This is a genomic window from Thauera sp. K11 (assembly GCF_002354895.1).
Taxonomy (GTDB): Bacteria; Pseudomonadota; Gammaproteobacteria; order Burkholderiales; family Rhodocyclaceae; genus Thauera; species Thauera sinica.
In genome coordinates, this window is record NZ_CP023439.1 from 478,784 (window position 1) to 503,205 (window position 24,422).

General features: G+C 69.4%; 18 protein-coding genes, 2 tRNA genes and 1 other RNA gene. 16 read left to right on the top strand and 5 right to left on the bottom strand.

Annotated elements, in window-relative coordinates; all coding sequences use genetic code 11:
• The first annotated feature begins 7 nt into the window (after positions 1 to 7).
• From hflK to CCZ27_RS02280, 5 genes are read left to right on the top strand one after another with little or no spacing between them, the layout of a single operon-like run.
• The gene (gene hflK, locus CCZ27_RS02260) at positions 8 to 1,276 is read left to right on the top strand and encodes an FtsH protease activity modulator HflK (protein WP_096445174.1); all 1,269 of its coding nucleotides are present in this window, start codon (positions 8 to 10) and stop codon (positions 1,274 to 1,276) included.
• The gene (hflC, locus tag CCZ27_RS02265; protein ID WP_096445175.1) at positions 1,276 to 2,157 is read left to right on the top strand and encodes a protease modulator HflC; all 882 of its coding nucleotides are present in this window, start codon (positions 1,276 to 1,278) and stop codon (positions 2,155 to 2,157) included. The genes hflK and hflC overlap by 1 nt, the downstream gene beginning before the upstream one ends.
• 20 nt (positions 2,158 to 2,177) lie before the next feature.
• Positions 2,178 to 2,363, top strand: a complete 186-nt coding sequence (locus CCZ27_RS02270; RefSeq protein WP_096445176.1) for a DUF2065 domain-containing protein — start codon at positions 2,178 to 2,180, stop codon at positions 2,361 to 2,363.
• Positions 2,364 to 2,371: 8 nt separating this feature from the next.
• Positions 2,372 to 3,526 (top strand): ATP phosphoribosyltransferase regulatory subunit, encoded by a 1,155-nt coding sequence (locus tag CCZ27_RS02275; RefSeq protein WP_096445177.1) that lies wholly within the window; start codon positions 2,372 to 2,374, stop codon positions 3,524 to 3,526.
• A gap of 4 nt (positions 3,527 to 3,530) precedes the next feature.
• Positions 3,531 to 4,841, top strand: a complete 1,311-nt coding sequence (locus tag CCZ27_RS02280) for an adenylosuccinate synthase (RefSeq protein WP_096445178.1) — start codon at positions 3,531 to 3,533, stop codon at positions 4,839 to 4,841.
• Between the two features lie 170 nt (positions 4,842 to 5,011).
• Here the strand turns inward: CCZ27_RS02280 and CCZ27_RS02285 are convergent.
• A tRNA-Leu gene (locus tag CCZ27_RS02285) sits at positions 5,012 to 5,096 on the bottom strand.
• A gap of 236 nt (positions 5,097 to 5,332) precedes the next feature.
• Positions 5,333 to 5,417, bottom strand: a tRNA-Leu gene (locus CCZ27_RS02290).
• Between the two features lie 38 nt (positions 5,418 to 5,455).
• Here CCZ27_RS02290 and rnr point away from each other — a divergent pair.
• The 10 genes from rnr (at position 5,456) to CCZ27_RS02335 (ending at position 20,531) form a co-directional block, all read left to right on the top strand.
• Entirely contained in the window at positions 5,456 to 7,963 is a 2,508-nt protein-coding gene (gene rnr / locus CCZ27_RS02295) for a ribonuclease R (RefSeq protein ID WP_096445179.1), read from the top strand.
• Positions 7,956 to 8,729 (top strand): 23S rRNA (guanosine(2251)-2'-O)-methyltransferase RlmB, encoded by a 774-nt coding sequence (gene rlmB / locus CCZ27_RS02300; protein ID WP_096445180.1) that lies wholly within the window; start codon positions 7,956 to 7,958, stop codon positions 8,727 to 8,729. Before rnr ends, rlmB begins: the two co-directional genes overlap by 8 nt.
• Before the next feature lie 177 nt (positions 8,730 to 8,906).
• Entirely contained in the window at positions 8,907 to 10,193 is a 1,287-nt protein-coding gene (locus tag CCZ27_RS02305) for a nitrate regulatory protein (protein WP_096445181.1), read from the top strand.
• 387 nt (positions 10,194 to 10,580) lie between these two features.
• Entirely contained in the window at positions 10,581 to 11,372 is a 792-nt protein-coding gene (locus tag CCZ27_RS02310) for an ABC transporter ATP-binding protein (protein WP_096445182.1), read from the top strand.
• Positions 11,373 to 11,593: 221 nt separating this feature from the next.
• Positions 11,594 to 11,749 carry a hypothetical protein gene (locus CCZ27_RS23230; protein WP_157748413.1) on the top strand — a complete coding sequence of 52 codons (156 nt, stop codon included), beginning with the start codon at positions 11,594 to 11,596 and terminating at the stop codon, positions 11,747 to 11,749.
• A 14-nt stretch (positions 11,750 to 11,763) separates the two neighbouring features.
• On the top strand, positions 11,764 to 14,223 hold the full coding sequence (gene nirB / locus CCZ27_RS02315; protein ID WP_096445183.1) for a nitrite reductase large subunit NirB: 2,460 nt from the start codon (positions 11,764 to 11,766) through the stop codon (positions 14,221 to 14,223).
• Between the two features lie 35 nt (positions 14,224 to 14,258).
• Positions 14,259 to 14,570 carry a nitrite reductase small subunit NirD gene (nirD, locus tag CCZ27_RS02320; protein ID WP_096445184.1) on the top strand — a complete coding sequence of 104 codons (312 nt, stop codon included), beginning with the start codon at positions 14,259 to 14,261 and terminating at the stop codon, positions 14,568 to 14,570.
• 241 nt (positions 14,571 to 14,811) lie between these two features.
• On the top strand, positions 14,812 to 16,026 hold the full coding sequence (locus CCZ27_RS02325; RefSeq protein ID WP_096452081.1) for a nitrate/nitrite transporter: 1,215 nt from the start codon (positions 14,812 to 14,814) through the stop codon (positions 16,024 to 16,026).
• 11 nt (positions 16,027 to 16,037) lie between these two features.
• Positions 16,038 to 17,777, top strand: a complete 1,740-nt coding sequence (locus CCZ27_RS02330) for a bifunctional protein-serine/threonine kinase/phosphatase (protein WP_096445185.1) — start codon at positions 16,038 to 16,040, stop codon at positions 17,775 to 17,777.
• Positions 17,778 to 17,789: 12 nt separating this feature from the next.
• Positions 17,790 to 20,531: a nitrate reductase gene (locus CCZ27_RS02335; RefSeq protein ID WP_096445186.1), complete on the top strand. Its 2,742-nt coding sequence runs from the start codon at positions 17,790 to 17,792 to the stop codon at positions 20,529 to 20,531.
• A 351-nt stretch (positions 20,532 to 20,882) separates the two neighbouring features.
• Here the strand turns inward: CCZ27_RS02335 and CCZ27_RS02340 are convergent, their stop codons facing one another.
• Positions 20,883 to 21,710 (bottom strand): nitroreductase family protein, encoded by an 828-nt coding sequence (locus tag CCZ27_RS02340; protein WP_096445187.1) that lies wholly within the window; start codon positions 21,708 to 21,710, stop codon positions 20,883 to 20,885.
• 262 nt (positions 21,711 to 21,972) lie between these two features.
• Between CCZ27_RS02340 and ffs the strand changes: the two genes are divergently transcribed.
• Positions 21,973 to 22,071: signal recognition particle sRNA small type (gene ffs, locus CCZ27_RS02345), an RNA gene on the top strand.
• Positions 22,072 to 22,146: 75 nt separating this feature from the next.
• Here ffs and CCZ27_RS02350 read toward each other — a convergent pair.
• Together CCZ27_RS02350 and cfa are read right to left on the bottom strand one after the other, a co-directional pair.
• Positions 22,147 to 23,049 (bottom strand): ZIP family metal transporter, encoded by a 903-nt coding sequence (locus tag CCZ27_RS02350; RefSeq protein ID WP_096445188.1) that lies wholly within the window; start codon positions 23,047 to 23,049, stop codon positions 22,147 to 22,149.
• A gap of 113 nt (positions 23,050 to 23,162) precedes the next feature.
• Complete coding sequence (cfa, locus tag CCZ27_RS02355; protein WP_096445189.1) at positions 23,163 to 24,362, bottom strand: cyclopropane fatty acyl phospholipid synthase; 1,200 nt, start codon at positions 24,360 to 24,362, stop codon at positions 23,163 to 23,165.
• Positions 24,363 to 24,422: the final 60 nt, after the last annotated feature.

The window sequence follows — 24,422 nt, forward strand, 5'->3', positions numbered from 1 at the left end:
CGTTTTCATGTCACTTAACGATCCACGCTGGGGGGGCCAGGGCGACGGCAATGGCAATCGCGGCGACGGAGACCGCCGCGACGGCAATCGCGGCGGCAACCAGGGGCCGCCCGATCTCGAGGAAGTCTGGCGCGATTTCAATCAGCGACTGTCCGGGATGTTCGGCAAACGCCAGGGGCGCGGTTCGGGCGGCGGCAACGGCGGCGGCGGCCCGCAACTGCCCAACTTCTCGTTCCGGCAGTTCGGCGGCGGCCTGAGCGCGCTGGCTGCGCTGGTGGTGGCGATCTGGCTGGCGAGCGGCTTCTACACGGTGGACGCGAACCAGCGCGGCGTGGTGCTGCGCCTGGGCAAGTTCATCGAGACCACCGAGCCGGGCCTGCGGTGGCGCCTGCCGTACCCGTTCGAGTCGCACGAGATCGTCGACCTGACGGGCGTGCGCACCGTCGAAGTGGGCTATCGCGGTTCGGAGCGCAACAAGGTGCTGCGCGAATCGCTGATGCTGACGGACGACGAGAACATCATCAACATCCAGTTCGCGGTGCAGTACGTGCTGAACAGCCCCGAGAACTACGTCTTCAACAACCGCTTCCCGGACGAATCGGTCGCGCAGGCCGCCGAGACCGCCATGCGCGAGATCGTCGGCAAGAGCAAGATGGACTTCGTGCTGTATGAAGGCCGGGAAGAGATCGCGAGCACCGCGCTGGAACTCATGCAGCGGATTCTCGACCGCTACCAGACTGGCATCCAGATCAGCCGCGTGACCATGCAGAACGCGCAGCCGCCCGAGCAGGTGCAGGCGTCGTTCGACGACGCGGTGAAGGCCGGCCAGGATCGCGAGCGGCAGAAGAACGAGGGCGAAGCCTATGCCAACGACGTGATCCCGCGCGCCCGCGGCACCGCCTCGCGCCTGATCGAGGAGGCCAATGCCTACGGCGCCCGCGTCGTCGCCAACGCGGAGGGCGACGCCAGCCGCTTCAGCCAGGTGCTGACCGAGTACCGGCGCGCGCCGGACGTCACGAAGGAGCGCATGTACATCGAGACCATGCAGCAGGTGCTGACCAATACCTCGAAGATCATGATCGACGCCAAGAGCAATGGCAATCTGCTGTTCCTGCCGCTCGACAAGCTGATCAAGTCGGCCGCCGCTGCCGGCCAGTCCAGTGCGCAATCGGGTGGGGAGGCTGCGCCGCAGGCCGCGCAGAACAATCCGCCGTCGGTGGTGTTCGATCCGCGCAACCGTGATCTGATGCGCGGCCGTGACAGGGGAGAGCGCTGATGCGTGACAAGATGTCCATAATCGGCGGCGGCCTGCTGCTGCTGGTCGCGCTGGCGTCGATGTCGCTGTTCACCGTCGACCAGCGCCAGCATGCGATCGTGTTCCAGCTCGGCGAGGTCAAGGAGGTCATCGACCAGCCGGGCCTGAACGTCAAGCTGCCGATGATCCAGAACGTCCGCTACTTCGACAAGCGCATCCTGACGATGGATACGCCGGAGCCGGAGCGCTTCATCACCTCCGAGAAGAAGAACGTGCTGGTCGATCACTTCGTCAAGTGGCGCATCGTCGACCCGCGCCTGTACTACGAGTCGGTGGCGGGCGATGAGGCGCGGGCGCGAACCCGCCTGACGCAGACGGTCAACGCCGGCCTGCGCGAGGAGTTCGGCAAGCGTACGGTGCATGACGTCGTGTCCGGCGCCCGCGACCAGATCATGGAAGACATGCGCGTGAAGGCCGACCTGGATGCGCGCAAGATCGGCGCGCAGATCATCGACGTGCGCCTGAAGCGCGTCGACCTGCCGACCGAGGTGTCGGAATCGGTGTATCGCCGCATGGAGGCCGAGCGCAAGCGCGTGGCCAACGAACTGCGTTCGCAGGGCGCCGCCGAGGCCGAGCGCATCCGCGCCGATGCCGACCGCCAGCGCGAGGTCATCATCGCCGAGGCTTACCGCTCGGCGCAAAAGGTCAAGGGCGAGGGCGATGCCAAGGCAACGGCGATCTATGCCGAAGCCTTCGGCCAGAGCCCCGAGTTCTACTCCTTCTATCGCAGTCTCGAAGCCTACCGTGCCAGCTTCGCCGGCAAGGAAGACGTGCTGGTGATCGATCCCGGTTCGGAGTTCTTCCGCTACATGAAGGGGCCGCAAGGCGCGAGGAAGAATTGATCTGCCGGAATTGAGCCCGCATGGGCGTCTCGTTGCTGACCGCCTTCGCGCTGATGCTGATCATCGAAGGCATCCTCCCCTTCGTCGCGCCAGCCGCCTGGCGCGAAACTTTTTTGCGCCTCGCCACCCTGGCCGACGGCCAGATCCGCTTCGTCGGACTGACCTCGATGCTGACCGGCATCGTGCTCCTGTTCATCTTCAACTGACGCCACTCATGCGCTGGGTACTGCCCGATCACATCCAGGACGCCCTGCCGTCCGAAGCCGAGCAACTGGAAGCACTGCGCCGCCGGCTGCTGGACGCCTTCCGCGTCCGCGGCTACCAGCTCGTCATGCCGCCGCTGCTCGAATATCTCGACTCGCTGACCACCGGCGCGGGGCGGGACCTGACGCTGCGCACCTTCAAGCTCGTCGATCAGTTGTCGGGCCGCACCATGGGCGTGCGGGCGGACATGACGCCGCAGGTCACGCGCATCGATGCGCACCTGCTGAACCGCCGCGGCGTGTCGCGGCTGTGCTATTGCGGCAGCGTGCTGCACACCCTGCCGTCCACCCTGACCGCGACCCGCGAGCCGCTGCAGCTCGGCGCCGAACTCTACGGCCATGCCGGCATCGAGGCCGACATCGAGATCCTCGGCCTGCTCGCCGAGGTGCTGCGCCTGGCCGACGTGCCGGCGACGCGCATCGACATCGGCCATGTCGGCATCTTCCATGCGCTGGCCGGCAAGGCCGGGCTGGTGCCCGATCGCGAGGAGGAACTCTTCGACCTACTGCAGGCGAAGGATCTGCCCGAACTGCAGTTGCGGCTCGCCGACGTCGCCGAGCCGGTGCGTGGCGCGCTGCTGGCGCTGCCCTCGCTCTATGGCGGGCCGGAAGTGCTGGAGCAGGCGGCGCAGCGTCTGCCGCCGGACCCCGAGATCGTCGTAGCCCTCGGCGAACTGCGGGTGCTGGCGCAGGCCCTGAAGGACCTGCCGATCAGCTTTGATCTGGCCGACCTGCGCGGCTATCACTACCACAGCGGCGTCGTCTTCGCCGCCTATGGCGGCGGCTCGCCCGCGGCGCTGGCGCTCGGCGGCCGCTACGACCGCGTCGGTGCGGCGTTCGGGCGCGCCCGGCCGGCGACCGGTTTCAGCCTCGACCTGTGCGAACTGGTGTGGCGCCTGCCGCAGATGCAGTCGGCCGGCGCGATCCTCGCACCGGCGTCGGACGACGCCGCGCTTGCCATTGAGGTGGCGGCCCTGCGCGTGCGCGGCGAAGTCGTCGTCACGGCGCTGCCCGGGCACGAGGGAACTTGGAACGAAGCGGGCTGCGACCGGCGGCTCATGAGGCGGGACGGCCGGTGGACGGTCGAGCCGCTACAGGGAGATTGAGGCTATGTCAAAGAACGTCGTGGTCGTCGGCACGCAGTGGGGCGACGAGGGCAAAGGCAAGATCGTCGATTGGCTGACCGATCACGCCAGGGGCGTGGTGCGCTTCCAGGGCGGGCACAACGCCGGCCATACGCTGGTCGTCGGTCAGACCGAATACAAGCTCAACCTCGTGCCGTCGGGCATCGTGCGCGAAGGCGTGGCCTGCTTCATCGGCAATGGCGTGGTGCTCGACGCGCATCACCTGCTGGCCGAGATTCGCACGCTGGAGGCCGGCGGCATCGAGGTGCGCGACCGCCTGCGCATCAGCCCCGGCTGTCCGCTCATCCTCGGCTACCACAGTGCGCTCGACCGTGCGCGCGAGGACGCGAAAGCCGAGTGCGACAAGATCGGCACCACCGGAAAGGGCATCGGCCCCACCTACGAAGACAAGGTCGCGCGCCGCGCGCTGCGCGTGTATGACCTGTTCGACCGCGAGCGTTTCGCCGAGAAACTGAAGGCCAACCTCGCATACCACAACTTCGTGTTGACGCAGCACCTGGGGGCCGAGCCGGTGGAATTCCAGCCGGTGTTCGACCAGGCGATGGCCGACGCGGCGGAACTGCTGCCGATGGTCGCCGACGTGTCGGCCGAACTCTACGCGATCAACAAGTCGGGCGGCTCGCTGCTGTTCGAGGGCGCGCAGGGCACGCTGCTCGACATCGACCACGGCACCTATCCCTTCGTGACGTCCAGCAACTGCGTGGCCGGCCAGGCCGCGGCCGGTTCGGGCGTGGGGCCGGGCCGTCTGCACTACGTGCTGGGCATCACCAAAGCGTACTGCACGCGCGTGGGCGGCGGCCCCTTTCCGACCGAACTCGACATCGAGACCAAGGGCACGCCCGGCGAGCAGATGTCCACCAAGGGCCGCGAGTTCGGCACCGTCACCGGGCGCAAGCGCCGCTGCGGCTGGCTGGACCTGGCTGCGCTCAAGCGCTCGATCATCATCAACGGTGTCACCGGTCTGTGCATCACCAAGCTCGACGTGCTCGACGGCATCGAGGAACTGCAGTTGTGCACCGGCTATGTGCTCGACGGCAAACGCATCGACCTGCTGCCGATGGGGTCGGAAGAGGTCACCGCGTGCGAGCCCATCTACGAGACGATGCCGGGCTGGAGCGGCACGACCTTCGGCGCGCAGAGCTGGGATGCGCTGCCGCCGGAAGCGCGCGCCTACCTGCATCGCATCGAGGAGATCTGCGAGATTCCGATCGATGTCATTTCGACCGGGCCGGAACGCGACGAAACCATCCTGCGCCGCCATCCGTTCGGCGTTTGAGTGGATTGTCGGCCGGATGTGTCCGGGTTCGGCGGGTGGCAGCGCAGGCGCGCTTCGCCGCCATCCGCCGGCCGTGCCGAACGGCGCTGCGAGGAATGTCGTCTCCGTCGCGCCGCACGGCGGGACGGTAAACGGAAAAAGCCGGCCAACGGCCGGCTTTTTCCTGAAACTGGTGCCCAGAAGAGGACTCGAACCTCCACGCCTCGCAGCGCTAGTACCTGAAACTAGTGCGTCTACCAATTCCGCCATCTGGGCAAGGAGGCGCATGATAGCAAAGGATCCCGGACTTGCAAAGGTTCGGCGGAGTGTTCCGGGGCCTGTTCCAGGCTACGCGGCCATCATCGTGGAGTGTTGTTCGCCGCGGAGTCCGGCGTCGCCGACGTGTATCGTGCCGGGAACCCGGCGGGCATGCGGACGGGGCCGGCATGTAGAAACGAGCGAAACGGACGTAAACGAAGAAAGCCGGCCAACGGCCGGCTTTTCCCTGAAACTGGTGCCCAGAAGAGGACTCGAACCTCCACGCCTCGCGGCGCTAGTACCTGAAACTAGTGCGTCTACCAATTCCGCCATCTGGGCAAGAGCCGCGCATTATAAGCACACATAGAAGAATGTCAATGAGTCGCAAAACAAGAACGAAAGAAACCCCTGCCGCCACGAAGAGCGCGCCGCGACGCGGCGCGTCGAAGGCCGGGCCCCGGGTGAGCGCCATCCGCAGCGCGGATCCTTACTTCGAGCGCGAGTCGCAGAAATACGAGCAGCCGCTGCCGAGCCGCGAATACGTCGTGCAGATCCTCGCCGACCGCGGCGTGCCGATGCCCTTGCCGGCGCTGGCCGAGGCGCTCGACATCCAGCCGCATGAACTCGAGCACTTCGATCGCCGTCTGCGCGCGATGGAGCGCGACGGCCAGCTCATCCGCAACCGGCGCGATGCCTATCTGCTGCCCGACAAGGCCGACCTGATCAAGGGCCGCATCGAGGGCCATCCCGACGGCTACGGCTTCCTGCGCCGCGACGACGGCGGACCGGACGTCTTCATCGGCGCGCGCGACATGCGCGAGGTGCTGCACGGCGACCGCGCCATCGTGCGCATCTCCGGCGTCGACCGCCGCGGACGGCCGGAAGGCAGGATCGTCGAGATACTGGAGCGCGCCAACAAGCGCGTCGTCGGCCGCGTGCTGAACGAACACGGCGTGATGATCGTCGTGCCCGAGAACCGCAGGCTGGCACAGGACATCCTGATCGCGCCCGGCGGCAAGAAACCGCAGGCCGGGCAGGTCGTGACGGTGGAACTGGTCGAGCAGCCGACCAAGTACGCGCAGCCGATCGGCCGCGTCGTCGAGGTGCTCGGCAACTATGCCGATCCCGGCATGGAGATCGAGATCGCGCTGCGCAAGCACGACCTTCCGTTCGAGTTCTCGACGGTGGCCAAGGCCGAGACGCGCAAGCTGCCGCTGAAGGTGCGCAAGAAGGACTGGGCCGGCCGGGAGGATCTCACCGGCCTGCCGCTGGTGACGATAGACGGCGAAACCGCCAAGGACTTCGACGACGCGGTGTATTGCGAGCGCCAGGGCAGGGGCTACCGGCTGGTGGTGGCGATCGCCGACGTGTCGCACTACGTGGCCGCGGGCAGCGCGCTGGACCTGGATGCGTTCGACCGCGGCAACTCGGTGTACTTCCCGCGCCGCGTGATCCCGATGCTGCCCGAGAAGCTGTCGAACGGCCTGTGCTCGCTGAACCCCGAGGTCGAGCGCCTGGCGATGGTCGCCGACATGAGCATTTCGCCGACCGGCAGCATCAAGGATTACCGCTTCTATCCGGCGGTGATCTGGTCGCACGCCCGCCTGACCTACACGAGGGTGGCCGCCGCGCTGTACGACAAGGACGCGGTGGTGCGCGAGGAACTGGCCGGGCTGCTGCCGCATCTCGAGAACCTCGACAAGCTGTTCCGCGTGCTGCTGAAGGCGCGCGCCAAGCGCGGCGCGATCGATTTCGAGACCACCGAGACGCGCATGATCTTCGACGACGACGGCAAGATCGCGCAGATCGTGCCCGAGGTGCGCAACGATGCGCACCGCCTGATCGAGGAATGCATGCTCGCCGCCAACGTGTGCGCGTCCGACTTCCTCGCCAGCCGCGAACACCCGGCGCTGTACCGCATCCACGAATCGCCCGCCGAGGAGAAGCTGGCCAAGCTGCGCGACTTCCTCAAGGAATTCGGCCTCGGGCTCGGCGGCGGCGACGAGCCGCGCGCATCGGACTATGCGAAGTTGCTCGGGCAGGTGAAGGATCGCCCCGACGCCCAACTGCTGCAGACGGTGATGCTGCGCTCGCTCAAGCAGGCGATGTACAGCCCCGACAACGTCGGCCACTTCGGGCTCGCCTACGAGGCTTACACGCATTTCACCTCGCCCATCCGCCGCTACCCGGACCTGCTCGTGCACCGCGGCATCAAGGCCGTGCTGGCGGGCGAGCAATACCGGCCGGGCAACTGGGAGGACATCGGCCTGCACTGCTCGATGACCGAGCGCCGCGCCGACGACGCCACGCGCGACGTCGTCGCCTTCCTGAAGTGCTACTTCATGCAGGACCGCGTCGGCGAGGAATTCACCGGCAGCGTGTCGGGTGTGGTGCCCTTCGGCCTCTTCGTCGCGCTCGACGACATCTTCATCGAGGGCCTGCTGCACATCTCCGATCTGGGCAGCGACTATTTCCACTACGACGAGACCCGCCACGCGCTCATGGGCGAGCGCACCGGCAAGCAGTTCCGCCTTGCCGACCGGCTGAAGGTGCAGCTCGTGCGCGTCGACATGGAAACCAACAAGATCGACTTCCGCCTGATCGAGGGACCGCTGCCGGCCGCGCCGGCGGCATCCGCGGAGCCGTCGCCGGGCGAAGCGGCGCCCGGCGCGAAGGCGGCGGGCAGGGGCAGGAAGAAAGCGTCGGTTGCGCAGGCCGCCGCCGCGCCGCCGCCGGCCGCGGCGGCGCCTGCGACCCGCTCGCGTGCGCGGCGCAAGGCCGAGGCCGCCGCGGCAGAAGCCGAGCCGGTAGAAGCGCGCGCCTCGAAACCGGCCGCGCGTTCCGCCGGCAAGAAGACTTCCGCAAAGGGTTCCCGCCGTGGCTAATGCACCCGAACACGCCCGCCTCCCGCATCAGCCGGCCGGCTCCCGCCTCATCTACGGCTTTCATGCCGTGTCGGCCAAGCTGCGCCAGGCGCCCGAGTCGGTGTTCGAGGTGTATCTGTCCGGCGACCGCAAGGACGCGAGGGTGAAGAAGTTCGTCGCGCTGGCCGAAGCCGCCGGCGTGAGGTTGATCCCGAGCGAGGGCGAGCGGCTGGACGCCATGGTCGGCACCCGGCGCCACCAGGGCGTGGTCGCCCGCGTCGATGCCACGCGGCGCGAGCTGAAGCTCGCCGACGTGCTCGACAGCCTGGACGAGAATGCGCTGATCCTGGTGCTGGACGGCGTGCAGGACCCGCACAACCTCGGCGCCTGCCTGCGCGTGGCCGACGCCGCCGGTGCGCACGCGGTGGTCGCGCCCAAGGATCGCGCGGTGGGGCTGAACGCCACCGCGGTGAAGGTCGCCAGCGGCGCCGCCGACACCGTGCCCTACATCACCGTCACCAATCTCGCGCGTGCGCTGCGCGAGATGCAGGATGCCGGCATCTGGGTGGTGGGCGCGGCCGGAGAGGCGGAAAAATCCCTCTACGACATCGACCAGAAGGTAGCGCTGGCCTGGGTGCTCGGCGCCGAAGGCGACGGCCTGCGGCGGCTCACGCGGGAGACCTGCGACGAACTCGCCCAGATCCCGATGCATGGCAGTGTCGAGAGCCTGAACGTGTCGGTGGCGAGCGGCATCTGCCTGTTCGAGGCGCGGCGCCAGCGCGGCTGAGCGCGCGGCCGGCGCCGCGGCGCGATCGACAGCGAGCCGCCGCCGAGAAGGCTCCCGGCGGCGGCCGTCCCGGGCGGCCGTGCCCGCCGCCACGGCCTTGCACGGCTCTTGCTTGGAGCTTGGATGAAGCCGGCGGCCAGCCGGCCGCCTCCATCGGCAAGCGCAACCAGGGCCCGCATGCAATCGCCGCTCATCTTCCTCGTCGCAGCCAGGCGTTGCGAAATCCACGACCTCGAACAGCTCGCGCTCAGTTGCGATCTGGTGCAGGCGGTGAGCGGACTCGTCCACCGGCTGCAGCGCGAGCGGGGAACCTCGAACCTCTATCTCGCCTCGGCCGATGCGCGCTTCGACGCGCAGCGCGCGGAGCATGTCGGTGCCACCCGCAGCGCGGAGGACGGCGTGCACACCTGGCTGGATGGCCTGGCGCCCGATGCCGGCGAGGCCGCGCCCGGAGGCGCCCGGCTGTTCACCCGCATCGCCATGGCGCTGCATGCGCTGGACGCGCTGCCGTCCCTGCGCGCGCAGGTGGCGGCGCGCCAGTGCCGCGCGGCGGAGGCCACGCAGCGCTACAGCCGCATCGTCGCGGCCCTGCTCGCGCTGGTGTTCGAGGCCGCGGACATCGCCGTCGACCCGTCGGTATCGAGGCTCCTGGTGTCGATGTTCAACCTGATGCAGGGCAAGGAATTCGCGGGGCAGGAGCGGGCGGCCGGCGCCGCGGCCTTCGCGGCCGGCCGCCTCGATGCCGATGGCGCCCAGACGCTGTCGCACCTGATCGAGGCGCAGGAACAGTGCCTCCAGCGTTTCGAGGCGTTCGGCACGGCGGACAGCCTGCGGCAGTGGCGGGCGCTGCAGGCGCTGATGCCGCTGCCGGAACTCGAGCGCCTGCGGCGCAGGCTGATGTCGTCGCCCACCGGCGGCGGGCTGGACCGCGCACTGGCGGACACCTGGTTCGACTGCTGCTCGCAGCGGCTGGACCTGATCCATCAGGCGGAGGCACATCTGGCCCGCGGGCTGAAGGACGAGTGCGCGCGGCGCATCGACGCCACCCGCGCCGAACTGGGAGATCAGGAAAGCCTGCTCGCCACCTTGTCCGCTTCCATGCCCGGCGAAGGGCTGCCTGCGCCGGCAGCAGGCGCCGAGGCCGGCGAGCCAGCCGCGGTCGACCCCGCCGGTGCCGCGGCCGAGCCGCTCGGGCCGCGCCTGACCCGTTCCATCGTGGAGACCATGCAGGCGCAGTCGCGCCGCCTGCAGCAGATGAGCGATGAACTCGCGGCGGTGCGCGCCGCGCTCGACGAACGCAAACTCGTCGAGCGCGCCAAGGGGCTGCTGATGGCGCATCACGGCGTCGGCGAGGACGAAGCCTACCGCCTGCTGCGCCAGACGGCGATGAACCAGGGGCGCCGCCTCGTCGACGTCGCCCGCACGCTGCTGGACATGTCCGACCTGCTGCCGCCGCGGGCCTGAGCGCGGTCCGGCACGGGAGAGCCCGCCGCACCAGTGCCGTGCGGTCCCGCCCATCCGTCGCACTGCCGCAGTGCGGCGGATCGGGAAAAGTCTCGCGCTTGCGCCTCGTCGCCCGCAGCCGTGTGCTCCTGCAAACCTGGCACGGATGATGCATCACAACGCGTCGAGACGGGCCAAAGGCGGCCCGCGCAGGCGGGCGCAGTCCCGGCATCGCTGCACAGGACAACGGCGTCCATTCCTGCCCGGCACGGTTCGCGGGCAGGAATGGACGCCGTTTCTCTTTCGCTCGTACCGGAAGGGCCTGCGCGTGCCGCCGCGGTCCGGCGGATGCCGCACGCGCATCGCGCCGCCTGCACGGACAGACGCGTTGAGAGAGGAGACGGCAACATGAGAAAGATCGTGCGCATCGAAGACGTCGGCCAGACGTTCGACACGAAGAACGGCAGGCTGGCCGCACTGTGCGGCATCACGCTCGACATCCACGAGGGCGAGTGCATCGGCCTGGTCGGCCCCGCCGGCTGCGGCAAGTCCACGCTGCTCAACCTGATCGCCGGCCTCGCCCGGCCCAGCACCGGCGTGATCCTGTGCAACGGCCGCCCGGTCGCCGGCCCCGCGCCCGAGCGCACGCTGGTGTTCCAGAACCATGCGCTGCTGCCGTGGCTGACCTGCTTCGACAACGTCTATCTCGCGGTCGAGCGCGTGTTCGGCGGCCGGGAGGGCAAGGCCGGGCTCAAGCAGCGCACGCACGACGCGCTCGCCCGGGTCGGCCTGGCCCATGCCGAGACCCGGTTTCCCCACGAGATCCCGGCCGGCATGAAGCAGCGCGTCGGCCTGGCGCGCGCGCTGTCGATGCAGCCGCGCATCCTGCTGCTGGACGACCCGTTTGCCGCCCTCGACACGCCGGTACGCGTCGACCTGCAGGATGAACTGCTGAAGATCCTCGCCGCCACCGGCACCACCGTGGTCATGGCGACGCACGACGTCGACGAGGCGGTGCTGCTGTCGGACCGCGTGGCGATGCTGACCAGGGGGCCGGGCGCCACCCTCGGCGGCATCCTCGAACCGGGGCGCGGGCGTCCGCACGATCGCCTCGCGCGCACCCGGGAGGCGGCATTTTCCGAGGCGCGCGCGAAGCTGTCGGCCTTCCTCGAAAACCAGCCGCTGCGCCACGCAGCCTGATCGCCGCCGTCCCAGCCGTGCCGGGCAGCCGGCCGCCACGGCGGTCCGCCGCCCGGCCTGCTTTCCGCATTCCGCCACGTCAGGCACGGGCTGCGATGTTGTGGTGCAGCAAGGCGGCGGATGCACCAGCGCGGTGCCCCGATGTGCCTGCGATTGGTGCGGAAAGGGTGTGAGGTTGAGTTTTTTCATTTATGGAAACAACGGCTTGTATCGAATTGTCGATGCTGGCACCGATCCTGCTTGGTAGCCGGCATCGGCCGGGGCAACGGTGTCCCGGCGCAGTGCTTGATGCAGAGCATGCGGACAACGGCGTCCGCCATCGCTCGGGATTCGACGATCCCGGCGATGGCGCGACGCCGTTTTTTATTGCCTCTTGAGTAGTGGAGCCGCCATGAAGAAACAGAAACTCGTCCTCGTCGGCAACGGCATGGCCGGAGTTCGCACGATCGAAGAGCTGCTGAAGCTCGCCCCCGACCTGTACGACATCACCGTGTTCGGTGCGGAGCCGCACGGCAACTACAACCGCATCCTGCTGTCGCCGGTGCTGGCGGGCGAGATGACGCTGCCCGAGATCATGCTCAACGATCTGGACTGGTATCGCGACAACGGCGTCATGCTGCACTCCGGCAGCAAGGTGACGAAGATCGACCGCGTGAACCGCCGGGTGGTCGCCGAGGACGGCACCGAGGCGGAGTACGACCGCCTGCTGCTCGCCACCGGCTCCACGCCCTTCATCCCGCCGATTCCCGGCAACGAGCTGCCCGGCGTGCTCGGCTACCGCGACATCGCCGACACCGAGGCGATGATCGAGGCCGCGGCCCGCCACCGGCACGCGGTGGTGATCGGCGCCGGCCTGCTCGGCCTGGAGGCCGCCAACGGCCTGATGCTGCGCGGCATGGACGTCACCGTGGTGCATCTGGCCGACTGGATCATGGAGCGTCAGCTCGACAAGGCCGCCGCCGACATGTTGCAGGCCTCGCTCGAGGCCAAGGGCATGAAGTTCCTGCTCGCGCGCCAGACCGAGGCGCTGATCCAGGGGGAGTCGGGCCGGGTGTGCGCGGTGCGCTTCAAGGACGGCATGCAGATCCCGGCCGAACTGGTGGTCGTCGCCGCCGGCATCCGCCCCAACTATGCGCTGGCCGAATCCGCCGGCCTGTACTGCGGCAGCGGCCGGGTGCGCGGCATCCACGTCTCGGACACGCTGCAGACGGTGACCGATCCGCGCATCTACGCGGTGGGCGAGTGCGTCGCGCACCGCGGCACCGTGTATGGCCTGGTGGCGCCGCTGTTCGAGCAGGGCAAGGTGTGCGCCAACCACCTGGCCCATTTCGGCATCGGCCGCTACCAGGGCTCGGTGACCTCGACCAAGCTCAAGGTCACCGGCATCGACGTGTTCTCCGCGGGCGACTTCGGCGGCGGCAAGGACACCGAGGACATCGTGCTGCACGACAGGCAGGGCGGCGTCTACAAGCGCCTGGTCATCCGCGACAACCACATCGTCGGCTCGGTGCTGTACGGCGATACCGCCGACGGCGCCTGGTACTTCCAGTTGATGAAGGACCAGCAGGACATCCACGAGATCCGCGACCACCTGATGTTCGGCCAGAACCACCTCGGCGACGTCGGCCACAAGGGCGAGAACCGCGCCGCGGGCATGCCCGACACCGCCGAGGTGTGCGGCTGCAACGGCGTGTGCAAGGGCACGATCGTCAAGGCGATCAAGGAAAAGGGCCTGTTCACGCTGGACGAGGTCAAGAAGCACACCAAGGCGGCTTCCTCCTGCGGGTCGTGCACCGGCCTCGTCGAACAGATCCTCGCTTCCACCGTGGGCGGCGCCTACCAGGCGGTGAGCGCCGCCGACAAGCCGCTGTGCGGCTGTACCGAGCATTCGCACAAGATCGTGCGCGAGGCGATCGTCAAGCACCGCCTGACGGCCAAGGAGGCGGTGTTCGGCATGCTGAACTGGCGCACGCCGGACGGCTGCGAGAAATGCCGCCCGGCGATCAACTACTACCTGATCTCGAGCTGGCCGCACGAGGCCGCGGACGATCCGCAGTCGCGCTTCATCAACGAACGGGCGCACGCCAACATCCAGAAGGACGGCACCTATTCGGTCGTGCCGCGCATGTGGGGCGGCCTCACCACGCCGGCCGAATTGCGCGCCATCGCCGACGCGGCGGAGAAGTACGAGGTGCCCACCGTCAAGGTGACGGGCGGCCAGCGCATCGACCTGCTCGGCGTGAAGAAGGAAGACCTGCCGAAGATCTGGGCCGACCTCAACGCTGCCGGCATGGTGTCGGGCCATGCCTACGGCAAGTCGATCCGCACCGTGAAGACCTGCGTCGGCGCCGAGCACTGCCGCTTCGGCACCCAGTTGGCGATGGACATGGGCGTCAAGCTCGAGAAGATGCTGTTCGACATGTACGCGCCGCACAAGGTCAAGCTCGCGGTGTCCGGCTGTCCGCGCAACTGCGCCGAAGCCGGCATCAAGGACGTGGGCGTGATCGGCGTCGATTCCGGCTACGAGCTTTACATCGGCGGCAACGGCGGCATCAAGACCGAGGTGGCGCAGTACCTGTGCAAGGTGGCGAGCGACGAGGAAGTCTTGGAATACGCCGGCGCCTTCCTGCAGTTGTACCGCGAGGAAGGCTGGTACCTCGAGCGCACCTGCCACTACCTCGAGCGCGTGGGCCTCGACCACGTGAAGGCGCGCATCGTCGAGGACGGCGAGATGCGCCGCGCGCTGCACGCCCGCCTGCTCGATTCGCTGAAGAACGCCCGCGACCCGTGGGCGGCCAGCCGCGAGGGCGAGGCGGCCAGGCAGTTCATCCCGCTCAAGGTCGAAGCCTGAGCGCGGCCGCATTCCCGGACAACGAGGACGAAGACATGAGCAACTGGAAACCGGTGTGCCTGCTCGAGGACATCCCCCGGCTCGGTGCGCGCGTCGTGCAGCGCGCCGCCGGCGGTGACATCGCCATCTTCCGCAACGCCGACGACGAGGTCTTCGCGCTGCACGACAAGTGCCCGCACAAGGGCGGCCCGCTGTCGCAGGGCATCGTGCACGACCGCAAGGTCACCTGCCCGCTGCACGGCTGGAACATCGGACTGCAGGACGGCCGGGCGGTGGCGCCGGATGCCGGCCATTGCGGCCGCTTCGAGGTGAAGGTCGAGGAGGGCCGGGTCTTCCTCGCCGTCTGAGGGGCGCGCGCGGTTCGCCGCGTCCCGCACCGACTTGGGTTGCAGTGCACAAGAAAGGTGCGCGACGGCCCCGAAAAGGGCGGAAAACCGCCGGAAAAACAGGCATTTCCCCGTGGCACGGCGGTTGCTTAGGAAAAGACGGAACAGCGTCGGGTCCGCCAACGAGGGCGGGTCCATCTGGCAACGGGGTCATGCGCTGAAACATCCTGCACCGACGGTGCGCATGATCCTGGAGCTGAACATGGACAAGAAATCCTTTCTGCAGGCCGGCCACACGCCCACGCTGATCGCCGCCTTCCTGTATTTCGATCTGGCCTTCATGGTCTGGGTGCTGCTCGGCCCGCTGGCCGTCGGCATCGCCGCCGACCTCGGCCTGTCCCACGCCGAGAAGGGGCTGATGGTGGCGACGCCCGTGCTGGCCGGGGCGGTGCTGCGCATCGTCATGGGCGTACTGGTCGATCGCCTGTCGCCGAAGACGGCGGGCATCATCGGCCAGATCATCGTCATCGCCGCGCTGTGCTATGCATGGCTCGCCGGCGTGCATTCCTTCGCCGAGGTGCTGGTGCTGGGCGGCTTCCTCGGCGTCGCCGGGGCGTCGTTCGCCGCCGCGCTGCCGCTGGCCTCGCGCTGGTATCCGCCCGAGCACCAGGGCACCGCGATGGGCATCGCCGGTGCCGGCAACTCCGGCACCGCGTTCGCCGCGCTGTTCGCTCCGGGCCTGGCGATGGCCTTCGGCTGGACCAACGTGTTCGGCCTCGCGCTGATCCCGCTGGCCATCGTCTTCGTCGCCTACTGCGTGATGGCCAAGGACGCGCCCGACGCGCCGCCGCCCAAGACCTTCGGCGAATACCTGAAGGTGCTCAGGGACAAGGACGCCTGGTGGTTCATGTTCTTCTACGCGGTCACCTTCGGCGGCTTCGTCGGCCTGGCGTCGTCGCTGGTCATCTACTTCAATACGCAGTACGGCCTCGACCCCAAGACGGCCGGCTTCTTCACCGCCGGCTGCGTGTTCGCCGGCTCGCTGGTGCGGCCGATCGGCGGCAACGTGGCCGACCGCGTCGGCGGCGTGAAGTCGCTCACCGTCATGTACGTCCTTGCCGCGGTGTTTCTCGCCATCGTCAGCTTCGGTCTGCCCGAGGCGTGGATGGCGCTGGCGGTCTTCGTCGGCGCCATGCTGGCGCTGGGCATGGGCAACGGTGCGGTGTTCCAGCTCGTGCCGCAGCGCTTTCGCAGGGAGATCGGCGTGATGACCGGGCTGGTCGGCATGGCGGGCGGTGTCGGCGGCTTCTACCTCGCATCGTCGCTGGGCTATTCCAAGCAGATGACCGGCAGCTACCAGGCCGGCTTCCTGATCTTCGCCGCGCTCGCGGTGTCGGCGCTGATCGGCCTCACCGCGGTGAAGACGCGCTGGCGCACCACCTGGGGTGCGGCGCACCTGACCTCGGCGAAGATCTGAGGCCGCCGTCCATGAACGCCCCCGACGCGGCGTCGCGCAGGCTCTCCCCGCAGCCCGGGAGGCCGGGGAGCGCACTCGCGGTCAGCCTCGGCCACGCCAGCCGGCAGGGGCCGCGGCCGCGCAACGAGGACTTCGTCGGCGCGGCCATCCCGGAAGGGGCGGAACTGGCGGCCAAGGGCATGCTGCTGGCGGTCGCCGACGGCGTCGGCGGCCATGCGCACGGCCGCGAGGCCGCCGAGCAGACGGTGCGCAGCCTGCTTGCCGACTACTTCTCGACGCCGCAGACCTGGGGCGTCGAGAAATCCATCGACACCGTGCTCGGCGCGGTCAACCGCTGGCTGCTGGGGCAGTCGGCGAAATCGCGCGACTACGCCGGCATGGCGACCACGCTCACCGCGCTGGTGCTGCGCGGGCGGCGCTACTACGTCGCCCACGTCGGCGATTCGCGCGCCTATCGCTGGCGCGGCGGCGAACTGCTGCGCCTGACCGAGGACCACACCTGGGAACACCCCGAGCTGAACAACGTGCTGCGCCGCGCCATCGGCCTCGAAGCCCGCCTGCTGGTCGATTACGACGATGGCGAACTCGCCGCCGACGACAGTTTCGTGCTGGCGACCGACGGCGTGTGGAGCGTGCTCGGCGATGCCGGCATCGCCGGGGTGCTCGCCGCGCACGCCGACGCGCAGCGGGCGGCCGATGCGCTGACGCTGGAGGCCCTGCGCCGCGGCGCCACCGACAACGGCACCGCGCTGGTGGCCAACGTGGATGCGCTGCCGGCCGACAACTTGCGCGACCGCCTGGCCGACGGCCGCCGCCTGCCGCTCCCCCCGCGGCTGAAGGTGGGCGAGACGATGGACGGCCTGCGGGTGGACGAACTGCTGCACGAATCGCGCGCCACGCTGCTGTACCGCGTCACGCACCTGGGCTCGAATGAGGCGCTGGTGCTGAAGACGCTGCGTCCGGAGGCCGGCGACGAGGAGTCGGCGAGCGCGCTGGTGCGCGAAGAATGGCTGGCCCGCCGCGTGCCGGGCCAGGGTTTTCCGCGGGTGTTCGATCATGCCGGGCGCGCGCACCTGTATTACCTGATGAGCTGGCACGAGGGCGAGACGCTGAAGGCGAGCCTCGTCCGCGGCCACCGCTACCAGCCGCACGAACTGGCGGCGATCGGCCGCGCGCTGCTGCGGCGAGTCGGCATGCTGCACCGGCTGGGCATCGTGCATCGCGACGTGAAGCCCGACAACGTACATGTCGACCGCGGCGGCCAGTTGCGCCTGCTCGACCTCGGCGTGGCCGCGTCGGATGCCGAGGACCTGGCCGAGATCAACAACCCCGGCACGCCGTCCTACATGGCGCCCGAGCTGTTCGCCGGCGGCGCCGCCGACGAATCGTCCGACCTCTATGCCTGCGGCGTCACGCTGTACGAACTGCTGACGCGCAAGTACCCCTACGGCGAGGTCGAGCCCTTCCAGCACCCGCACTTCGGCGAGCCGGTGCCGCCCACCCGCTATCGCCCCGATACCCCGGAATGGCTCGAGAACGTGCTGCTGAAAGCCTGCGCGCGCGAACCGGAGGGCCGTTTCGAGACGGCCGAGGAGTTCCTGCTCGCGCTTGAGCGCGGCGCCGACCGGCCGCTCGCGTCGCGCCGCCGCACACCGCTGGTGGAGCGCAATCCGCGGCTGGCGCTGAAGATCCTCGCCGGCGCCTCGCTGCTGCTGAACCTCGTGCTGATCTTCCTGCTCAGCCGCCACTAGGAAACGCCCGCGATGACCGCGACCCCCCACACCACGATGGAAACCAGGGCGACCTGCCCGTACTGCGGCGTGGGCTGCGGCGTGCTGATCGAACACGATGGCGGGCGCATCCACAGCGTGCGCGGCGACCCGGAACATCCGGCCAATTTCGGCCGCCTGTGCACCAAGGGCTCGACGCTGCACCTCACCGCCCGGCCGGAGACCCGCCTGCTGTACCCGGAATTGCGCAGCGTGCGCGGCGAGCCGCGGCGGCGCGTGGGCTGGGACGAGGCGATCGGCTCGGCGGCGGAGCGCTTCGCCGACGTGATCGCGCGGCACGGCCCGGATGCGGTGGCCTTCTACATCTCCGGCCAGTTGCTGACCGAGGACTACTACGTCTTCAACAAGGCGATGAAGGGCCTGATCGGCAGCAACAACGTCGATACCAACTCACGCCTGTGCATGTCGAGCGCGGTCGCCGCTTACAAGCAGACCCTGGGCGCCGATGCGCCGCCCTGTGCCTACGAGGACTTCGCTCACGCCGACTGCCTGCTCATCGCCGGCGCCAATCCCGCCTACGCGCATCCGGTGGCCTTCCGCCGCATCGAGGATGCGAAGAAGGCGCGGCCCGGCATGAAGATCATCGTCGTCGATCCGCGCCGCACCGACACGGCATCGGCCGCCGACCTGCATCTGGCGGTGCTGCCCGGCACCGACATCTGGCTGTACGACGCGATGCTGCACGTGTTGCTGGCCGAGGATCTCGTCGACCACGCTTTCGTTGCCGCGCACACCACCGGGTTCGATGCGCTGCGCGAGCACGTCCGCACGGTGACGCCCGAGGCCGCCGCGCAGGTCTGCGGCGTGCCGGCCGCGGACATCGTCACCGCCGCGCGCTGGTGGGGAGGGTCGCCGGCGGCCATGTCGCTGTGGTGCCAGGGGCTCAACCAGTCGGCGCACGGCACCCACAACGGCACCGCGCTGATCGCGCTGTCGCTGGCCACCGGCAAGATCGGCAGGCCCGGCTGCGGCCCGTTCTCCCTCACCGGCCAGCCCAATGCGATGGGCGGCCGCGAGGTCGGCGGGCTGGCCAATCTGCTGCCGGCCCACCGCGACCTGGGGAATCCGGAGCACCGCGCCGAGGTCGCGCGCCTGTGGGTCGTGGACAGCGTGCCGGAAAAGCCCGGCCTGACGGCGGTGGAACTCTTCCGCGCGGCCGCGGAAGGCAAGGTGAAGGCGATCTGGATCGCCTGCACCAATCCCGCGCAGTCGCTGCCCGAACTCGAAGTGGTGCGCGAGGCGTTGCAGCGCTGCGAGTTCGTCGTGCTGCAGGAAGCCTATCGCAGCACCGAGACCGCAGTCTTCGCCGACCTGATGCTGCCGGCGGCGACGTGGGGCGAGAAAGAAGGCACCGTCACCAATTCCGAGCGCCGCATCACGCATGTGAATCGCGCGCTGCCGCCGCCGGGCGAGGCGCGCCCCGACTGGCGCATCGTGTGCGACTTCGCGCGTGCGCTCGGGCCGCTGATCGGCAGGCCCGAGGCGCAGTGCATGTTCGGCTACGAGCGTGTCGAGGCGATCTTCGCCGAGCATGCCGTCAGCACCGCCGGCCGCGACCTCGACATCACCGGCCTGGACTACGCGCTGCTCGACGCCGCCGGTCCGCAGCAGTGGCCGTTCCCGGCCGGGGCGGATGCCGCGGACGCGGCCGGCCGCGCGCGCCTCTACGCCGACGGCCGCTTCGCCACCGCCGACGGCCGGGCACGCTTCGTCGTGCCGGTGCATGCGACCACGGTGGAGCGGGTCGATGCGCGCTACCCGCTGCACCTGAACAGCGGCCGTCTGCGCGACCAGTGGCACGGCATGAGCCGCACCGGCAAGGTGGCGCGGCTCTACAGCCATGTGGACGAGGCGCGCATCGAGCTGCATGCCGACGATCTCGCGGAAAACGGGGTCGCCAGCGGCGATCTGGTGAAGGTGGCGAGCCGCCGCGGCGAGATCGTGCTGCGCGCGGTGGCGTCCGGCGAGGTGCGCCGCGGGCAGGCTTTCGTCGCCATGCACTGGGGGCGCAACGTGTTGAACTCGGGCGGGGTGAATGTGCTGACGGCGGGCGATTTCGATCCCTACTCGAAGCAGCCGGAGCTCAAGCATGCGGCGATCCGCATCGACAGGATCGATCTGCCCCACCAGATGCTGCTGATGCGCGCGGAGGACGGCGGGCGCGCCGCGGCCGAGCAGGCCGAGGCACTGGCGCCGTGGCTGGAGCGTTTCGCCTATGCGTCGCTGGCGCTGGCCGGCCGCGACAATGCCGCGGTGGTGATGCGCATCGCCCACGACCAGCCGATCCCGCCCGCGTGGCTGGAGGAACTCGATGCGCTGCTCGGCCTCGATACCGACGATGCGTTGTCCTACGTCGACAGCCGGCGGGGGGTCAGCAAGCGTGCGCTGATCGCCGCCGACCGCCTGGTCGGCCTGCGCCTGGCGGGGGAGACGGTGGCAGGCGCCTGGTTGCGCGACGTGATGGTGGAGGGCCGATCCACCGCGGAGCTGCGCCGCTGGCTGCTGGCGCCGCTGTCGGCTCCGCCGGCGGCAGCGAAGGGCAGGGGGCGGGTCATCTGCAACTGCCTGAACGTGGCCGAAAACGACATCGCCGCGGCGATCGCCGGCGGCGACGATTTCGACGCGCTGCAGGCGAAGCTCAAGTGCGGCACGTCCTGCGGGTCGTGCGTGCCCGAGATCAGGCGGCTGGTGGCGGCGGGGACGAGTGCGGCCTGAGGGGCTGTCGGTGGGGCGTGCAACGGTGGGGAGGACGATCCTTGGACGTACCGTCTCGGTGTGTGCAAGCGGGTGGTGCGGGGATGGTCGAGCGGGCGATACGGTCATGGCCGCGCCGGGCATTCGCTCCGGGGGCTGCGGAACTCGCCCTTCGGGCTCGGACAGTCCTCGCCCCCTCCGCAAATGCCCGGCGCGGCTGCGGCCGGGGAGTTCGCGACGAGCCCGGCCGTTCGCCGGACACCGGTCGAGGGCGCAGGCAACGCGCAGAGCGTCATCGCTTCGAGCAGTGCCCTCCGCTCGCCACCTGTCTTGAATCCGGTCCGGCGCAGGCCGCCCTGGCCTGTGCCAGCGTCACTTCAGGGCGAAACCCCGCGCATGCAGTGCCTCGACGAGGCGGTCGCGGCCGGAGAGCGTTTCCGGGCCGGCGATGCGCTTGGCCGAATGCACCGCCCAGGTGCCGTGGACGTTCATCCGCTGCGCCTCGTAGAAGTGCGCCATCGCACGGTTGTAGGCTTCGATGCCGACGTCCTGGACGGCGAGCGGCGTGTAGCGTTCGTGGTGCAGCACGACGGATTGCGGCGGGCGCGGCTTGACCGCCGACGGCCGCGCGGGGTCGGGCGTGCCGACGCACATGCCGAATACCGCCACCACCCTGGGCGGCAGGTCGAGCAGGGCCGCGACGTCTTCCGGCCGGTTGCGCATGCCGCCGATATAGACCGTGCCCAGGCCGAGCGATTCGGCCGCGGCGACCGCGTTCTGCGCCGCCAGTGCGGCGTCGATGACGCCGACGACGAACATCTCCAGGTAGTCGAGCGCGGCCGAGGGCCGGCTGGCTTGTTGCGCGATGTGCTCCAGGCGCGCGAGGTCGGCGAGCCACACCAGTTGCAGCGGGGCGTCGCGCACATGGATCTGGTTGCCGGCGAATTCGGCGAGCGCGGCGCGCGTCGCCGGATCGCGCACCGCGATCACGCTCCAGGCTTGCAGGTTGGAGGAGCTGGAGGCCGACTGGGCGGCGGCGACGATGGCGGTGAGCTGGTCGTCGGTGACGGGGTCGGGCAGGAAGGCGCGGTCCGAACTGTGTGCGAGCAGGTGCTCGATGATCGGCGACCAGGCGCCCGGCGCGGGCAGGCTGTCGTCGCCGTAACGTTCGCGGAAGAGTTGCTGGGCGGCGTGGGACATGGAAGCTCCATCGATGTGTCGGGTTGGTACAGGAAGGCAAGGATACGCGCCGGCGGCGCGGATCGGACGGGGCCGCGGCGTGATGCGCCCCATGCACCGGCTTCGGTGCCGCATCGTCGCGGGGGAATTCCCGGCGCGGGGCGGGAACGGCCGGCGGAGGAGAAACGGCGGGACGAAGGGCGGCGGCGAATGCCCCGCGGTTCTCCCGCAGCGCGATATTCTCCGTGCAGGGGGATGGCATCGAGGCTACAATTCCGGCCGTGGCGGGTCTCCCCGCATTGCAGCGCGGTGAACCTGGTCAGGGCCGGAAGGCAGCAGCCACAGCCGTTCCCTGCAAGTGCCGGGGGTCGGGCTCGCCACCCTCAGATACAGGCCGAAGGGCGCCCCGTGGAGCGCCCTTCGGCTTTTTCGCATGATGTCCCCGTGCGCCGCGGTTTCAGGCGAGCAGGCGGTCCATCGTCATCATCGCGACGAAGCCGGCGATCAGGCCGGCGGTGGCCAGCGTCTCGTGGCCGCGGCGATGCGACTCGGGGATGATCTCGTGGCTCACCACGAAGAGCATCGCGCCGGCGGCCCCCGCCAGGCCCCAGGGCAGCAGGGCGGCGGACACCGAGACCGCCATCGATCCGACCACTGCGGCGATCGGTTCCATCAGCCCGGAAACCGCAGCGACCGCGAAGGCGAACAGGCGGCTGTAGCCGGCGCTGACGAGGGCGATCGCGACGATCAGGCCCTCGGGGACGTTCTGCAGCGAGATGCCGGTCGCCACCGCCTTGCCGCCGGACGCGGCGATGCCGTCGAGGCCGGCCGCCACGCCGATGGCCAGGCCCTCGGGGATGTTGTGCACGGCGATGGCGAACACGAACAGCCATACCGCGGTGCCGCTGCGGCCGCCTTCCGGCGCATGGCTGTGCGGCAGGGCACGATCCATCGCCAGCAGGACGGCTGCGCCCAACCCCAGGCCGGCGGCCGCCAGCAGCGCCGCGCCGGCCTCGTCCAGCCCCTGCGCGCGCGCGGCGTCGAAGGCCGGGAGCAGCAGCGAGAACATGCTGGCGGCGAGCATCACGCCGGCGCCGAAGCCGAGCAGCATGCCTTGCGTGCCGGCGCCGATGCGGCGCATCACCAGCAGCGGGACGGCACCGAGCGCAGTGGCCGCGGCCGCCATCGCGCCCCCGGAGAGGGCGCCGGATACCGGCAGCGCAAAGCCGTCGCTGTTGCGCACCGCTGCGGCGGCGAGGATGGCGAAGCCGGTGAGGGCGATGAGCCAGCCACTGATCGCGCGCAGCGCGCCGGCCGGCGTGGCGGGCAGGAAATGCAGACGGGCGATTTTTGCAGCCATGATCGGATTCCTCGTGCGGCGGGGATGAAGACCATCCCGACGAGCCCATCATGCCTGCCCCGGAGCGATAGCTCCAATTGAATGATTCAAGAGTTCCGATAGCTAAATCTTTTCTATCCGGGCCGGCGATAGCCGCCCGGCACCCCCTGCGGCGACAGCACGATCTGCCACAACTGGTTGCTGCGCGCGCGGAAGGTGCCGGCGCAGGCGAGCAGGTAATAGCGCCACATGCGGTAGAAGCGCTCGCCGTAACGCTCGGCGAACCGCGGCCACGCCGCCTCGAAGCGCGCATGCCAGGCCATCAGCGTGCGGTCGTAGTCGGCGCCGAAGTTATGGACGTCCTCGATGACGAACCCGTCTTCGGAGGCGTCGGCGATCTGGCCGAGCGAGGGAAGCTCGCCGTTGGGGAAGATGTAGCGGTCGATCCACGGATCGGTCGGGGTGCGGCGCCGGTTCTTGCCGATGGTGTGAAGCAGGAAGAGGCCGTCCTCCTTCAGGCTGCGCCGCGCCATTTCGAAGAAGGCGGCGTGGTTCTTGGCGCCGACGTGTTCGAACATGCCGATCGAGGCGATGCGGTCGAAGCGTTCGCTGCCGCTGCGGTTGAACTGGCGGTAGTCCTGCAGGCGGAAGCCGACCGGCAGCCCCTCGCAGCGGGCCTGGCCGTACTCGGCCTGTTCGCGGGAGATGGTGAGCCCCACGCATTCGACGCCGTGGTTCTCTGCGGCGAATTTCATCAGGCTGCCCCAGCCGCAGCCGATGTCGAGCAGGCGCATGCCGGGCTTCAGGCCGAGCTTGCGGCAGATGAGGTCCAGCTTCGCGACCTGGGCGTCGGCCAGGTTGTCGGCCCGGGCCCAGTAGCCGCAGGTGTAGGCCATGCAGGGGTCCAGCATGGCCTCGAAGAAATCGTTGCCGAGGTCGTAATGCACCTCGCCGACCTTCCAGGTGCGGCGCAGGTTCTGCAGGTTGAACAGCCTTGCGCGCAGGCCCTGCACCATCAGCGCGGTGGCGCCGACCTTCTCGTCGAGGCGGGCGGCCAGCACGTGGGCGATGAATTCGTCGAGTTGCGCGCAGTCCCACCAGCCGTCCATGTAGCTCTCGCCCACGCCCAGGCTGCCGCGGGCAAGGATGCGCTCGGCAGTCTGAGGATGGTGGATGCGCATGTCCCACGGACGTTCGCCGTCGATCTCGACGTCGGCCCCGGCGAGCAGTTCTGCGACTGCCCGACGGGCGGGATCGTCCGTTTTCCGCCGGCGCCGGGCCGGGGTGCTGCCCGTCGCGGGAGGGAGGGTGGGTCCGTCGTGCGTCTGTTCCATCCTGGCCTCCTTCTCTTTCCGTGTGAGCGGTGGAAGTGCTGGGTTGGAAACCGGGCGGCG